The following is a 16,409-nucleotide window of genomic DNA, read 5'->3' on the forward strand; positions in this document are numbered from 1 at the left end:
TGAGTAAGTAGGTTGGCACAAAATAAAGTTAATTAGTTGGGACCGTCATTTGTCATTTGTTATTACTTCACACTTAGGTGTGCTGACAGATAGCCAATACTTCGCGATCGCCGTAACAAAGCTGGACGACAAATGATTCACCACCGTAGTTGACAGTGGTCCACTGTCCATCACTGGAAACGTGGGTAATTAACCACTGCGTCGGATTGCCTTGCAGTCCTGTACCTAGTGCTTGGGCGACAGCTTCCTTAGCAGACCACAGCCCGGTGATGCTACTCTGGTGTCGTTGTGGCAGTCGTTGCAGTTCGGATTTACTGAAGGCAGTAGCCATTAAGTCTTCAATACGCAAAGAGTCAAAATGCTTAATATCAATACCGATAGATTTTCCTGAGTGTGCGATCGCTGCGACTACAAAACCTTGACTGTGACTGATGGCAACCTCTGGTAAAACTCCTGCCATCGCCTCCAACTCTGGACAACGGACAACAGGCTTACCTGTGATAGTGCTAATAACTTCGATATCAATCGGGGCAAGTTCCAAATTAAAGTTTTGCTTTGCCCACTGACGGACGGCATCTTTAGCAGCAATGCAACCAATTAACCAATCCGTACGTTCTGTCCCTTTTTCTGGTAGATTGTACCAGAAAAGGCGTTCTGATTCATTCAGCATGAGATGTGCTAGAACACGTTTCCAAATACTCCAAGAATCATCTAGAAAATGTTCTGGGAAGGGTTCAATCCGTCGCACCACCATTTGAGTTTCTGCTTGTAGCCAAGCATCTGATAAATAAGCTGTTTGGGGATGCAAGCGACATTGGTAATATCTATGTGGCACGCTAAAATAACGGTCTTGCCATCCTTCTAGACGAGCGATTACCCGACCTGTGACATCCAGAAAATCAAAGCTAGCCTCAGTTTGCCACTCACTAGTAAAACGCATTAAGCCCCGACACAACACTGCACTGTTGGGCGGTAGGGGTAATACGTACTGATGAAATGCCCGTACTTGGAAGGGAAAACATTAAAATCTGTGCCAAACTGTTCCGAAACCCAGTACCCGACTAATTGTCCAGCAGCATCAAGCAAACCTGCATCTATTTGAAAAATTGGCTGTTGGGTATTACTGAAGAAATCTTCAATAGCGATCGCTTCCAAATCAGCTTCGATTCCCTGTAAACCCCATTGGCGAATGTGCTTCACACCTTGGAAACGTGGGCCATGGAACATCCCGGTGCGGTACAAATCGGCATCAGACCAACGGGAAGGTGCAGGTGTCTCGATGTGAAAAAGCATTGGTGAAGGCGATGCTGGAAACTGATTTGCCAGACGTACATTACCCTCAAATACCAAGTGATCGATAGTGCTGCCTTGTCCCACTTGGAACAGTTGTACCTTTACTTCCCAAGTTTGGGCATCTGGTTGGGGTTGCAACCGTGCTTTGATCTTGAGAGTGAGTTCGCCACGATCTAAAGCCAGCCAACGATAACCGCGTAGATCATAAAGTCCCACCACTACCTTATCTTGACCCACCAGGTAAACTGCTGCTTCTGCAAGGGTTTCCATGCTAACAGTGAATGGAATTACAGGTAGTGGAAACAAGTCTAAATGCCTTTGAGATACTTGGCCGCCAATAGTATGATCGTAGAGAAAAATATCTCGCTCCATATCAAAGCGACGTTGGCAGTCAAGATGCTGGGTATCGTGTTTCAGAATCTCACCTAAGAGCGGAAAAGTTTCATCAAAGGTGGATGGTTGCCAGTCGTTGACCTCTGGCAGTACTAAAGACATATTGACAACAGGATCAATCACCCCATTATCTACACCAGCCAGGTGAGAGTGCAGCGCTGTCATCACCCGTGCTTGACTATCAAGAAATTCTTGCATCAAGTTAAAGTGGTCAAAGATAATTGACAAGCGCTGCTCTTCATCAGTATAAAATTGGTCTTCTCTTGGATTTGCAAAAACTTTATATGTGCTAAGAGTAACTACATCAGTAGCATAAATACTGTCTTCTACTACACCATGTTTCACAGAAGTGGTAATCCCAACTGTGTCATTCACCTTTTCTGATACAACGGTGGTCACAACTGGAATCGTGCTAGATGAGTCGTTTGTTGCTGGTTCTGATTGTTGAACTACAGATGTAGCAGACGGAACAATTGCAGGTGGATTAAGTGGCGTTGGCGCGATCGCAGCCACTTTGTTTATTTGCAATTTTTCCCGGACAGTGGTGACAAAGTCTGGTTGCAAACGCAGAACTGGCATTGTCAGTTCTAACACAGGGCTGGACTTTTGAATTTCGCCAACCTGCGTTGTGGTATCTAGGCTAACAGGGGTAATTTGTCGATGCAAGTACAACGCGGTTGTATCCACACGATTACCGTTGACAAACAACCGTGCTAACAAATGCTGAATCTGTTCCAAGCCGGATTGCCGTTGGCTGTTGCTGGCTATGGCTTGGTGTTCTCGACCGTGGAGGATATCACTGACAAAGGCAGTAAGATTACTACTAGGCCCGACCTCAATAAAATTTTTAACTCCACTCTCATACAGTTCTTGAACTGTTTCCTGGAAGCGCACTCGACTAGACCATTGTTGTGCTGCTAACGCCCGAATCGCTTGTGGTTCCTGGGGAAATGGTGCCGCAGTCGCACAGCTGTAAAGAGGTGTGTGACCCGAACCTACATCCAAATCGTTGTAGAATGCCAGGAAAGCAGTCCCGACGGGTGCAAACAAAGATGTGTGATAAGCACGATCAAAAGGTAGACGGGTACAGATCCCACCTACTGCTTGCAACTTACTGGTGGCTACATCGATGTCATTAACACTGCCAAACAGAACCACTTGATTTGGACAATTATCCATTGCCACATGTAAGCGTCCATCAAACTCAGTCAAGACTTGTTGCAAAATCTCAGGTGCGATCGCCCCAACAGTTAACAATGCGCCCTTAGGAATGTTGTTTGCCACCTCTAAATCTAGGTAAATCTGATTGAGGAGGCGCATTTTGGACATCAATTCTATCCGATTAGATAAACGGACAGTGCCAGAAGCAATCAGTGCTGCATTCTCGCCTGTACTGTGTCCCACCATGACATCGCAGTTAACGCCTAAGTTACACAGCAATTCGTATAATGCCATGCTGGCAGTAAACACAGTTTCGGAAGCGACATCCATATCAAATAGTCGCTGCTGGGTATTTTGACGTTCTGTTTCCGTTAAGCTGGTCAGTGGCGGAAAAATCAGTTGGCTGGGTAAATAAGCCCGTCTCTCACTAAAAGTAGCGTCTAAAAAGTCAAACCACTCGCGTACTTGCGGGAAATAAAGGCACAGATCAGCCAACATTTGGGGATATTGCGACCCTTCACCAGGAAATATAAAGGCTGTCTTGCCAGGATTGTCATTAGCATCAACTTCTGCGTAATAAATGCCGTTACGAGTTTGTAATCGGCTTCTGGGAGAATTTTGTAATTTTTCAACTGCTTGGCTGAGTTTTTTCTGTAATTCTGAGATATCCTTAGCGACTACAGCCAGACGATGAGAACCGAGGGGGTGAGTTGATAAGGTGTAGGCAATTTCAGCGAGAGTTACTTGGGGATTATTTTGCAGTACTTGTTGGACTTGCTGAATGCGCTCAAGCAGCACTGAACGACTATCACCTGAGAACAACAGCAGTTCTGTAGGCCATTGCTGGTGTAGTAACTTAGTTGATTGTACAGGTTGGGTTGGGTACTCTTCTAAGACAGCATGGGCATTAATACCACCAAAGCCAAAAGAGTTGACACCTGCGCGTCTTGGTATAGAGCGATCGCCATGAATCCAGGGTCGTGCCTGTGTATTGATATAAAAGGGAGTCTTTTCGATTTCTAGCCCAGGATTCACCTCATCGCACAGCGTTGGTGGCAAGATTTTGTGGTAAAGTGCCAGTGCTGTTTTGATAATTCCTGCTGCGCCGGCTGCGGGAATACAGTGACCAATCATTGATTTCACAGAACCCAAAGCACACTTGGGTAATTGCTCCTGACGCTGACCAAAAATTTGGGTTAAAGAGCGTACCTCTGTTTGATCTCCCAAGGCGATGCCTGTACCATGCGCTTCAATCATGCCGACAGTCGTAGGATCAATACTACTGTCTTGGTAGGCACGTTGTAGTGCCAGCACTTCCCCTTCCAGACGTGGTGCTAAAAGTCCCAAAGCCTTGCCATCACTGGAACTACCAACACCTTTGAGAACAGCATAGATGCGATCGCCATCTTTTTCGGCGTCGCGTAACCGTTTCAAAACTAAAATTCCCAAACCTTCCCCTAGTAGAGTACCACTAGCTTTGCTGTCAAAAGGTTTAATCTCGCTGCGAGACAAAGCACCCAACTGACAAAAAATCATGTTAATTTGCGGTGGGGTAGAAGCATGAACACCTCCCGCTAAAACCATGTCGCAGCGATCGCTTAATAGCTCTTTCATCGCCAGTTCCACAGCAATTAAGGAAGAAGCGCAAGCTGCATCAATAATGTAATTAGGCCCCATCAAGTTGAGGCGATTAGCAATGCGGCCTGTAATCACATTTGGCACTAGTCCTGGCGCCATCTCAGCTGTAAAAGGTGGCAAGCTCGCTTTTAGCTGTTTGCGAATTTCATTTAAGGTGTTTTCATCTAGGTCTGGATGCAATTGCCTCAGCAAATCCAAGGTCTGATCTACAATTTGACCATGTTGCAACAGTGTGTTATAGCCCCGGTTGATGTAAGTACCACGACCGAGAATAATACCTGTTTTTTCTCGGTTGAAGGGGCGATCAATGTAGCCGGCATCTTGCAGCGCTTCCCAGGAAAGTTTGAGAGCAAGAAAGTGATCTGGTTCACCACCATCCACTGAACTGGGCATGATCCCAAATTCCAGGGGATTAAATTCCGCCAAGTCTCCTAAAAAACCACCTTTACGAGTGTAGATGCGGTCATTTGCTGTGGAATCGGGGTCAAAATAAGGCTTTGCCCATTTCTCGGGTGCATCCCCAACAGCATTAACCTGATTTAAAATGTTTTGCCAGTATGTACGCAGATCCTTAGCTCCAGGAAATAAGGCAGACATACCAACAATGGCAATGTCGTGAGATGAATTTGGCACAATCATAGGTGGCTGGCTAAACGATTTAGAGCAGTGTTGCAAGTACTCTCAATGTCCTTGAGATGGAAGCGTACATAGCCGTTTTCATCAATAAAAACAGCATCGTAATTTAGGCTGTGGTCATCAAAGCGATTGACTCGGAAGGCAATTCGCAACTGTCCATGAGGCATTGATTGCCCATAACGTTTGACACTGCCAAATCGCGCGGGTAAAGCTGTAGTTCCTCGTTGTACTCGCGCCCAGATGATCGCTAACTGAGGAGCCACATCAATCAAGCCGGGGTCAAATAACCAATTAGCTATTGGTTGAGTATTCAACCACGCCGTAGGTCGGCTAGGCATGACTTGGGCATCAATACCCGCATCATTTAATCGCTCAATGGCTGTAATTAACTGGAAACGTTGACCATGAAAGAGATACGTATCATAAGCTACAGTAGGTTCTAGCCTCTCTCCGGAAGATAATGGTAAAATTTCGCTTGTTGGTAGTTCTGACCATTGGGGACAAAGAATCACAGAAGCTCGATAAAAGGGGATATTTCGCTCTGGGTCAACTATTTCTGCTGCTACCTGTAAGGATTCAGAGTCAGCATGGCTAGAAGCACGAGCCTTAAATAAAACTTTTTTACCAGCATCTGTGTCTAGTACTAAACCTCGTAAAACTCTGAGTTGGCAAACTTCTGTGACTTGCCATTCTGGCCAAGCTGACTGGACAAATTCACCAAACCACTCTAGAGCACCAGCAGCAGGGAGAACAGGTTTACCATCTAAGCGATGATCTTCTAGATAAGGATCAGTGGACAGAGAAAAGGTGTGTTCTAGGGTAACAGTGCCGTTGGGTTGCAGTTGCGGGGGTGTGGGTAATAAAAGGTACGGAGATTTGCGATTAACTGATATGGGATTTTCAGGCGACACCTGTAAATTAGCTTCGTAGGCTTCCCAGGGGCCTTCTCCGGCAACTACTTCAGTTTCACCCTTGCGTCCGTAATGCAATTCGTCAATAAAGAACTGACGACCTGCTGATAATGGGATAGGGATTATACCACGTTGTCGGAATTGACGTTTGACTTCTTCTGAAGCCATACCAGTGGTATCCCAAGGGCCCCAGTTGATGGCTACGACCCGCGTATTTGACCAAGAGCGATCCATTTGCCAAGCAAAGCGATTCATCACTTCATTGGCAGCAGCATAATCAGATTGACCGCGATTGCCATAGCGTCCGGCAACAGAGCTAAACAAGACGAGCAACTTTAGGGATTCTGGTCTGAGATAACGGTACAACAAAAAGGTACTATCTGCTTTGGTGTCAAAAACACGCTCCAAAGAAGCAAAGTTTTTGTCAGCAATGAGCTTGTCTTCGATGATACCAGCACCATGAATAACCGCATCTAAGCGACCGTAACGAGTATATATACTGTTAATCGCAGAACCAAACTCTTCAGCATTTCTCACATCCACTGCTAGATACTCTACCTGAGCGCCAGCTTGGCGAAATTGCTGGAGATTTTTAGCAATGGCGCGATCGCGTAACAAGTCTTGCAGTTGTCGCTCTATCTGCATTGGGGTTGGGGTCAAGCTTTGTGTCTGGGCTCTTTGCAGTAAGACTCGTCGCAGTAAGGCAATATCTTCAATACCAGCTGTATCAGCTGTTTCTGCTGCTGGTTCTGCGGCTCGTCCTGTGATCACCAGCTTTAACCCGGATTGTGCCAAATCATTAGCAATCTCAGCAGTAATTCCCCTAGCACCACCTGTAACTAATACTACCCAATCACTAATTGGTGTTAATTGTGCAGGTTGATTTTCCCTCGCCAAAGTAGCTGTAACGGTTTGGAAAATCGTCCGTTGACCCTGGGGATAGCCAACTTCCAAACGACCACTACTTAGTAACTCATTAACAATATATTCAGCAATGCTAACAGGGGATAAGCTGTTGTCAAAATCAATAGCTTTGGCTCGAACTCCAGCCCACTCTGTTACCAAGGTTTTGAGGAAACCAGTGTTACTACCGCCACTAGGTAAACCAGAACTACCTTGACCTTGGCGACCGAAATATCCCCCTAGTAAAGAGGCCGCTACTACGCAACCCATTTGTTTTTGCCCTGCTTGTTGCAAATCAGCAGCACACAGGTGCAGTAATTGAAATAGACTCTTGGAGTGAATCTGGGTGATTTGCCGCCATCCAGACAGTGTTTCCGGTAGATCAATGGCAGCGAGGGGAGCTAGATGTACAATTCCGGTGACAGAACCGTGAAGTTGCCTAACCAGTGCGATCGCCTGTTCTAGTTTTTCTGGTTCAGCTAAGGTAGAGGTGTTGATAATAGCCGTAGTAGCTCCTTTTTGTTGCAATGCGGCGGCAACATGGGAGGCTACGGATAGCCCATCTTCTGTAATCAAGAAAAAGCCTGTCAGCGAAGCAAGCTGCTGTGGCGGCAAAGCTTCTAGCTGTGCTTGCATTACGTAGCGTGGGATACTTGCAACTGGGCTGGAGACTTTCCCAGGCCATTCTCCTGTGCTGAGATTGCCAGAACTTGCTCAACAATACTATTGAGAGTTTTCACACGGGTCAAACTTTCCATGCGTGCCTGTACACTAGTTGCTAGGGACTGAGGCAAACTTTTTTGCAGCGCGCCCAAGATTTCGACTCGCTTAATTGAATCAATACCCAGTTCTGCTTCTAAATCTTGGTCTAATCCCAACATATCTGTAGGATAACCAGTGCGATCGCTCACTAGTTGCAACAGAGTTTGAGTGAGTTCGGTTTGATTGAGCGATTCACCGACAGATGCAGCCGAGAGATTTGCAGTTGTGACAGTATTAACCGTTGTCGCAGCCGTAGGTTGGAGATTTTCTAAGATTTTATCTACAATGCCGTTGAGAGATTTGACCCTGGTCAACTGCTCCATTTGCTGACGCACACTATCTGCAAAGCTGGCTGGTAAAGCTTGGTTAAGTGCGCCCAAAATTTCGACTCGCTTAATTGAATCAATACCTAGTTCTGCTTCCATATCTTGGTCAAGTCCCAACATATCTGCTGGATAACCCGTACGTTCACTCACCAGTCCTAATAAAGTCTGAGTTAAACTGCCACGATCTGGTAAGGACAGAGCAGTAGCTGGGGGTGCTGGTACTTGTTTAACTACTATCTCCTGTACAGGTGGCGCTGACACTGGTTGAGGAATTATAGGCTGGGGTGCAACTGGTAGCTGCTCTTGTTTATTGTTGGGTGTTAAGGTTGGTGCAGAACCGTTTTTTGGCTGAACAGTGACAGGTTGCAGAGGAACTGGCAGATGATTTTGTGGTTGATCAGTGACAGGTTGTGGAGCAGCTGGCAAATGATTTTCTGGTTGTCTATGGGACGGTAAGGGAGTAGTAGCAGGCGTAGGTGTAGGTACAGATACGTTTGTTAATGGTGTAGCTAGTAATTGGCTCATCACCTGTTCTTGGACTGCTAAGAATTTACGCATAGTCTCTTGGTAGGCCTGATAGGCTTGTAAGATACCTGCTCCTATTGTTTGCTGAGGTGGGTTCGCAGGTGCAGGCAAAGGCGAGGAATTGCCATTTAAGCTCTTGCCATTAGCTGGGGTGGATGGTATAGCTGGTTGATTCATGAGGATTTCTGACTTTTTTGATCCAAGGTGAGTGTTAGGCTGTGGTTTTTGTGCTGTGCTGACTGGTTTAGGGACAGCTGGTTTTGGTATTGATTGTTCTTGTACAGGTGCTGACTGGGTTGGGGTTGTCTGGGGCTTAAGCCTGGGGCTTAATTCCGGTAATGGTGCGATCGCAGCAGCAGTTTCTTGATTTAAGGGTGGTAGTTTACCTGTGTGACCAACTCGTTGGTTTTGTGGTCTGGCACTACCGCCGTTAATTAACCAAGCTGTTGGAGGTAAAGCAGGTTTACGTGTTAACTCGACCAATTTAGATAGGTTGAGGTTTTGTACATCACGACCATCAAATAATGCTGTTAACTTGATGTGGACACCACGAACGAACAATGTACCCAAAGCCATCAATAAACCACGCAATCCCCCACCTTGCCCATCTAAAGACACAGCAGTGTGTTCTTTTTGGGCGAGGATTTGACCAACCAGATTAGTTAGGACATGCTTTGGTCCGAGTTCTACGAAAATCCGCGCTCCATCGGCATACATCGCATTAATTTGCCCCAAAAACTCTACTGGGTTGAGTAATTGCTTGGATAACTGGCTACGGATGTCATTAATATTCGAGCCGTAGGGGCGAGCTGTGGAGTTAGCATAAACAGGGATGCGGGGAGAATGCATGGTGACGGTGGAAATTGGCGCTGCGAGAGCGGCCTGAGCGGATGCTACCAAAGCGGAGTGAAAAGCACCAGAAACTGGCAACATCCGGGCTGTAATTCCAGCAGCGTTTAAACTATCTACCACCTGTTGCACAACCTGCTTATCTCCAGAAATCACCGATTGACGGGGAGCATTTTGGTTAGCAATCACTACTCCCTCAAAATTCTGGAGGCGTAAGAGCAAATCTTCGCGGCTAGTCTGGACTGCGGCCATGGCTCCTACGGAAGTCGCACAGGCTTCTGCCATCACCCGTCCTCTAGTTGCAGCCAAGTTAAAAAAGTCTTCTCTGGATAAAACTCCCGCAGCGTGCAGGGCTGTGTACTCGCCAAAGCTGTGTCCACCAACCATGACGGGCTTCAATTCTAGCCTGGCTGCCAAATCTATCAAACCTGTTTCCACTGCCCCAATTGCTGGCTGGGCAATCCGGGTATCCATCAGCTGTTTGTAGTTTTGCTTCTCTTCGTCTTCGTTGTAAGAACTGGGTGGATAGACATATTGGCTAAGCAACTTGGGAAAACACTGGCGTAACTGACGATCTACAAACTCGAAAGTCCCACGTATTTCGTTAAAATATAGCCCTGTTTCCCGAGCCATACCAGAATATTGCGACCCTTGTCCTGGAAACAAAAAGGCGACCTGTTGATTGGCTTGAGGATCTGCCATACCAAACTGGATATGAGGTGGTAAGGTTTGGGACCGACAATTCTCTAGGTGGGCGATCGCAATTTCCAGATCTGCTCGTAACTGTGACAAACTCTCAGCCACAATCGCCAAACAAGCACTCTGATGCTGACGTGCTTGGGCGCGTTGAGCAAAACTGTGGGCAATATCCTGCAAACGTGGCTCTGCATCGTTACTTAGGGCTGTCAGCAATGATTTGGCTTCTTGAGCTAAAGCCGCACGGTTTTCAGCACGGAATACAAATAACTCGTAGGGCCAAGCATCAGCACCTGGGGCGACAGCTTGCCAGTTACCTCGATATTCTTCTAGAACAGCGTGGAAATTTGTGCCACCAAAACCAAAGGCACTTACACCAGCACGACGAGGATAATCGGGATGGGTTAACCAGGGTTGGGCTTCTTTAGGTAAATACACCGGGCTTTCACCTTCTATGATGGGGTCGAGGGGTGTATCAACATTCATGTGGGGGGGTTTGACTTTGTGATGCAGTGCCAAGACGGCTTTAATGACACCAGCAATTCCCGCCGTACTCTTGGTGTGACCGATGGAAGTTTTTACCGAGCCGATTGCACAGGATTTGGGATTAGCTTGATATTCTTTCAGGACACTAATTACAGTTTCTAACTCTGCTTTATCACCGGCTGGTGTACCTGTACCGTGAGCCTCGTATAGTCCCAAGGTATTGGGTGAAAAGCCAGCTTTATTGTAGGCACGTCTCAAAGCCCGCATTTGCCCAGCAGGTAAGGGAGCTGTCATCCCCAAAGCTTTACCATCACTGGAACTGGCGACGGCTTTGATGACTCCGTAAATGCGATCGCCATCTCGTTCGGCATCAGCTAGGCGTTTGAGTACAACGACGGCAATACCTTCACTAATAGCAATGCCATCTGCTGTTTTGTCGAAGGTGCGCGATCTACCGCGTGGTGAAAGAGCTTGAGTTTTACTAAAGCAGAAATAGGCAAAGGGACTTTGAACGGTGTCAACTCCACCAGCGATCGCCACATTACTACGTCCACTTTCGAGTTCTTTAACTGCTAAATCCAATGCTGCTAAAGAAGAAGCACAGGCAGCATCGACTGTGAAGTTGTGACCACCGAAGTCAAAACGATTGGCGACTCGACCTGCAATCACATTCAACAACAAACCAGGGAATGATTCTTCTGTCCATTCTGGTAAACGCTCCCAAACTTCTGGTGCAGTTTTACCAACCATCCGGGGAATTTCACAACGGGTAGCATATTGCTGACCTAAATCTGCAATGCCGCCACCTGCCCCGAAAATTACGGAGGTATGCTCGCGATCAAAGTTACCAGACTCATAGCCAGCATCTTCTAAGGCTCGTCGCACTGTCTCTAATGCCAGCAGCTGCACTGGTTCAATGGATTTTAATGATTTGGGTGGAATACCAAAACGCAGTGGGTCAAAGGGTACATCTTCTAAGAATCCACCCCACTTAGAATAAACTTTATCTCTGGCGTTACGATCAGGATCGTAGTAGAGCCGCCAATCCCAACGCTGAGCAGGAATCTCTGTAATCGCATCGACTTTGCGGAGAATGTTGTTCCAGAAGGTTTCAGGATACTGAGCTTGAGGTAATAATGTTCCTATACCAATAATGGCGATATCTGAGGGACGAGTTGTGACTTCTTGTTCTCTATCTTGTTCAATGAACGCAGATATTAACAGCTTAGTACCATTTTCCGATACATTTTGGTGTAATTCTCGTACAGTACAAACTTGATCGCGGAGAGTGGCGACTTGCCCGATCATGTACATGCCATCAGTCAGTTGTTGTGCTTCATCTACTGTTTGCACCTGACCATCTGGTGTACGTTGCAATCCTTTGGAAGCGATGCGTAAGCGTCCTAAAGTTAAATCCTCTAAGGTGTCTTTGATTTCCTCAGGAGGACTGCCTGCTGCCATCATTTGTCGTCGTGTAGCGTAGAATTCTTGGGCAAAGGGAGTGACAACGCAACGACTAGCATGTCCCGGTCCGGTTTCTAAGTTAATGGTGCGGCTACATGCTAGGGCTTGTTCTTGAAATTTCTGGACGATCGCACCACAGGCAACAGCTTCTTGGGTAAATAAATATGCTGTACCCATGAGGACACCTATCCGCATGCCTCGCTCGACAAGAGGTGCAGCCATTGCAGCGATCATTGCTGCGGAACGGGCATCGTGAATACCGCCAGCAAATAGCACATGTATATCAGATTCTTTACCTGCTGGCACATCTGCTAATAAGGTGGCGATCATGCTTTCCCAGAGAACAAAACTACTCAAGGGGCCAACATGACCACCACACTCGCGACCTTCAAATACAAACCGTCTTGCCCCTTGTTCCAGAAACATTTTTAGTAGGCGTGGGGCTGGAACATGGATGTATGTAGCAATTCCTTCGGCTTCAAAATGGGCTGCTTGATCGGGACGTCCACCTGCAATTAAGGCAAAGGCAGGTTTGAATTCTTTCACGGCTTGGATTTGTTCTTCACGCAACGCATGAGACACAAAACCCAGCATCCCGATACCCCAAGCTCGATTGCCCAATAGTTGTTGGGTTTTTTGCAGTAAGCTGCGTACTTGCGAACCGCGCATTAATGCTAAAGCTAACAATGGCAGTCCTCCGGCTTGGGAAACTGCATTAGCAAACTCTGCGGTATCGCTCACCCGTGTCATTGGCCCTTGCACAATCGGATATTGAGTGCCGTGGGAAGCTGCTAAAGGTGCATTGGCATCTAAAGGACGTAGTTGTTGAGCTATTTTGAGTTGTTCTTGACTTTGTTTGAGTAATGCTTGAATCAGTTTGCCAATTGTGGGGTAGTGATCGCGAAATGTTGCTGCTAATCCTACAGCTTGCCCCATTGGCCAAGCTAGTTTTCCTGGTTCACCCCAACCTATGAATGGTTGTGCTTGTTGTTGCCATTTTTGAACACTATCTGCTGAACCGTTGTTTTCAACTTCTATTTGGTCGGCAAGTTGTTGCAAGTTAGTAATTACTTGAAATCCTGGACGGGACAGGACACGACAACCAGCATTCAGCCTTTCGCCCAGTACCATTGCTTCTTGACCGTTGAGGTTGCTGAGATGGCGCTGCCATTCCTGTGGCAGGGGTGATTCTGGCATTAGCCATAATTGGTCATCCAATACGACACCAGCTGCTCCGGCTGCACGACAGGCTGCTGCTGTGTGAATTCCAATTCCACCTTGGACATAGACTGGACGTGACTGAACGCTCAAGAGTTTCTGCAATAAAATAAAAGCGGAGTCTTCGCCTACCCAACCTCCGCTTTCATTTCCACGAGCAATTAAGCCATCAATATTGAGATTCTCTAGTTGAGTATTTAGAGTTTGAGCTTGTTCAACCTCTGTAATTTCTAGTAGGAGTTTACGCGATCGCCCCATTGGCAGTGATGCTAAAACCTCTACTAGCGTCTTAGGATTCCACCCACACAGGATTAACCAATGAGGTTGATTACTCAAACGTTTCAAGAGTCCATGACTAGAAGCAACCTGAGCAGATGATAAACGTAGTCCTACAGGTTGACTAGGATTAATTAGAGCCAATAATTGGTCTAAATTTTGATTTGCTTGTCTTAGGTCATGACAAAATTCTCTATCTAGAATACCAATACCACCTGCACGGGTAGTAGCAACAGCTATACCAGGATGAGCAAGGTTAATAGGACTTACAGAGAAACAGATAAATTGACTCATAATATATATTTCAGGATGAGCAAGTACCGGTAGAAATTACAGGGAATATAGATAAGTTGCTTCATAGGTATTACATACTTACACCGTTGAGTAAAATGTGAATTTCGTAGCATTACTATCAACAGTTACTCAACCATGTGTCTTAATTCAAAGTGAAGTAGCTATTTCAGCCTAAAATTTTTGGTTGCAACCTGATTAATGCTACTAAAGCATGATCTTGAATACATACAACAGACTGAGGCAGAAGCACTTATCCTGTATATCAAAATATTAAAATAAATACGGTTTTTACTTAAAAATACATAAATTAAGTCTTTTTTATTACTTCGGCAATAGTCTAATTTATAGGATTTTTTTATTACATTGTCAATAAATTTTATAAAAGCTTTATACAAAATTAGTCTATATAAATTTTTACTTTAACTCAAATATTTAATTATAAATATTTGTAAAAATACATACCAAGTAATTACTGTTTTTTAGGAAGTAAAATCACACTAATTTAAGAATTTAGGTAAATAATACCGTATAAATACTTTTATATATAAAAAACTCTCCTTTTAAAAGTAATTTTTTTATTTCGTGTAAATACTTAAAGAAAACTTTACTAAAACTAAAAAAATTAAACAACGGTTTAAGGGTATAGTATATGCTATTACTGAAATCTAGTTTTTAAAGTATGTGTGATCTTTTTGTCAAAATATCTTTAAAAGCTTAGGTAGTTAGTAAATCTACAGCAAAAGTATTGCAAGCTACAGAAATATTAAACCTGCTGAAATAACTCCAAGGATTAGGCAATGAATCAGGCAGTTACCAACAATGGTATGGAAAGAAGTAAGCGTCAGCACCTCGGCGTAACTTTATGGTTTACCGGTTTGAGTGGTGCAGGTAAGACCACAATTAGCAGTGCTTTGGAGAAAGTGTTGCGTTCCCAAGGCTATAAGGTGGAAGTTTTAGATGGAGACGTTGTGCGCCAAAACTTAACTAAGGGTTTGGGTTTCAGTAAGGAAGATCGGGATGAAAATGTTCGCCGCGTGGGTTTTGTTGCTAGTCTACTGGCTCGTAATGGTGTAATTGTTCTGGTTTCAGCTATTTCGCCCTATCGAAATATTCGGGAAGAAATGCGGCAGCGTATTGACAACTTCATTGAAGTTTATGTAAATGCGCCACTAGATGTATGTGAGCGTAGAGATGTCAAAGGGCTTTACCAAAAAGCTCGTTCTGGGCAAATTAAAAACTTTACCGGGATTGATGATCCCTATGAACCACCATTAAATGCAGATATAGAGTGTAGAACTGACTTGGAAAGCTTAGAAGAAAGTGTATCTAAAGTTTTGACGAAGCTAGAACAGAGTGGTTATGTACAAGTTTACTCCCAGCTTCAAACGGTTGAAGCAAGATGAACTAACAATTACAACTGAACAAGAGCGATTGCAGCTTAGTGCTGCTTTGGCAAAAGAAGGACGTTATGATGAAGCTTTGTCTGAACTCACAAAAGTTCTACAAACTAATTCCAACTCAGTTCATGCTCATTTAGCTGTAGGAAATATCTATCTCACACAAAAGCATTACCAAGAGGCTTTGCATCATTTTTTGGCAGTGATGTTGTTAGATCCTCTGATGCCTGAGGCTCCACTGAATGCCGGACGTGTTTATCTCAAACAGGGTAAACTGAGTCATGCTTTGGAACAGTTTGAGAATGTTCTCAATTTAGATCCTCAGTCTGCACCAGCTCAGGTGGGTATTGCTCAAGTATGTATAGAACAAAAGCAATATGATGCTGCTGTAGAGAGATTGAAATTTGCTTTGAGCTTAGATCCTGAAATGTCCTTGGCTCACTTGCTGATGGCAGAAGCATATAAAAATAAAGGGAAGATATCAGAAGCTGTCATGGAACTCAAGACTGCCCTGAGCTTGAACTCTAAATTTGTGCTTGCTTATATTAAGTTGGGCCGTATTTACTTAGAACAAGAGGAATACAAAGCCGCTAGAGATGCATTTGAAGCAGCCATTAAACTCAACCCAGGTATACCTGCTGCTCGGTTGGGGTTAGCAGAGACTTTGATTCAAGAAAATAAATTAAAAGAAGCAGGTGAAGTGATCAGTAATCTTCCCAAACTTCAACGGCGAAATGGTTAATAAACCAACGCCCTAATCCCTCTCCGATTCGGAGAGGGGCCAAAGCAAAGGGGACAAGTACGCGATCGTCCAATTAATATAGAGGCAGTGGGGAGATGGGAAGGTGGGGACAAGGATGATAAGGGAGACAAGGGGGAGAGTTATCAAGGTTTTACAGTTTGCCAAAGGGCGTCTACTTCTTCTGGTTGATAAATATCTTCACTTACCAGTTCCACAAGATCAAGTAAACGCCTGTGTAAAAATGTTTTAGCAACTTTTACTAGGCTGTCTTCTGGGTAACTCGGATGCACCCATATATCCACCTTAACTGGTTCTATTCCGTTTGATTGCAGAATAAATCTGACTTTGTGATAATACTCATCAAAACCAGGTCTTTCCTGATTTTTTATATATCTCGACATCTTTGATTTCACCACCAAAATACATAGTTTCCTCCCGC

Annotated in this window: 5 protein-coding genes and 1 pseudogene; 2 read left to right on the plus strand and 4 right to left on the minus strand. The window is 45.0% G+C overall.

Going from position 1 to position 16,409, the window contains the following annotated elements:
• Positions 1 to 73: 73 nt before the first annotated feature.
• The 3 genes and pseudogenes from RS893_RS05615 to RS893_RS05625 form a co-directional block, all read right to left on the minus strand.
• Positions 74 to 5,124: pseudogene (locus RS893_RS05615) on the minus strand (beta-ketoacyl synthase N-terminal-like domain-containing protein).
• Complete coding sequence (locus RS893_RS05620) at positions 5,121 to 7,571, minus strand: SDR family NAD(P)-dependent oxidoreductase (RefSeq protein ID WP_315790258.1); 2,451 nt, start codon at positions 7,569 to 7,571, stop codon at positions 5,121 to 5,123. The pseudogene RS893_RS05615 and the gene RS893_RS05620 overlap by 4 nt, the downstream one beginning before the upstream one ends.
• Entirely contained in the window at positions 7,571 to 13,831 is a 6,261-nt protein-coding gene (locus RS893_RS05625; RefSeq protein WP_315790259.1) for a polyketide synthase, read from the minus strand. The genes RS893_RS05620 and RS893_RS05625 overlap by 1 nt, the downstream gene beginning before the upstream one ends.
• A gap of 797 nt (positions 13,832 to 14,628) precedes the next feature.
• On the opposite strand from RS893_RS05625, the gene cysC reads away from it, so the two are divergent.
• Together cysC and RS893_RS05635 are read left to right on the plus strand one after the other, a co-directional pair.
• Complete coding sequence (cysC, locus tag RS893_RS05630; protein WP_315790260.1) at positions 14,629 to 15,234, plus strand: adenylyl-sulfate kinase; 606 nt, start codon at positions 14,629 to 14,631, stop codon at positions 15,232 to 15,234.
• Entirely contained in the window at positions 15,191 to 15,970 is a 780-nt protein-coding gene (locus RS893_RS05635; protein WP_315790261.1) for a tetratricopeptide repeat protein, read from the plus strand. Before cysC ends, RS893_RS05635 begins: the two co-directional genes overlap by 44 nt.
• A 143-nt stretch (positions 15,971 to 16,113) precedes the next feature.
• On the opposite strand, the gene RS893_RS05640 is transcribed toward RS893_RS05635, so the two are convergent.
• On the minus strand, positions 16,114 to 16,371 hold the full coding sequence (locus RS893_RS05640) for a hypothetical protein (protein ID WP_315790262.1): 258 nt from the start codon (positions 16,369 to 16,371) through the stop codon (positions 16,114 to 16,116).
• Positions 16,372 to 16,409 lie beyond the last annotated feature (38 nt).

Source organism: Fischerella sp. JS2 (genome assembly GCF_032393985.1).
Lineage (GTDB): Bacteria > Cyanobacteriota > Cyanobacteriia > Cyanobacteriales > Nostocaceae > Fischerella.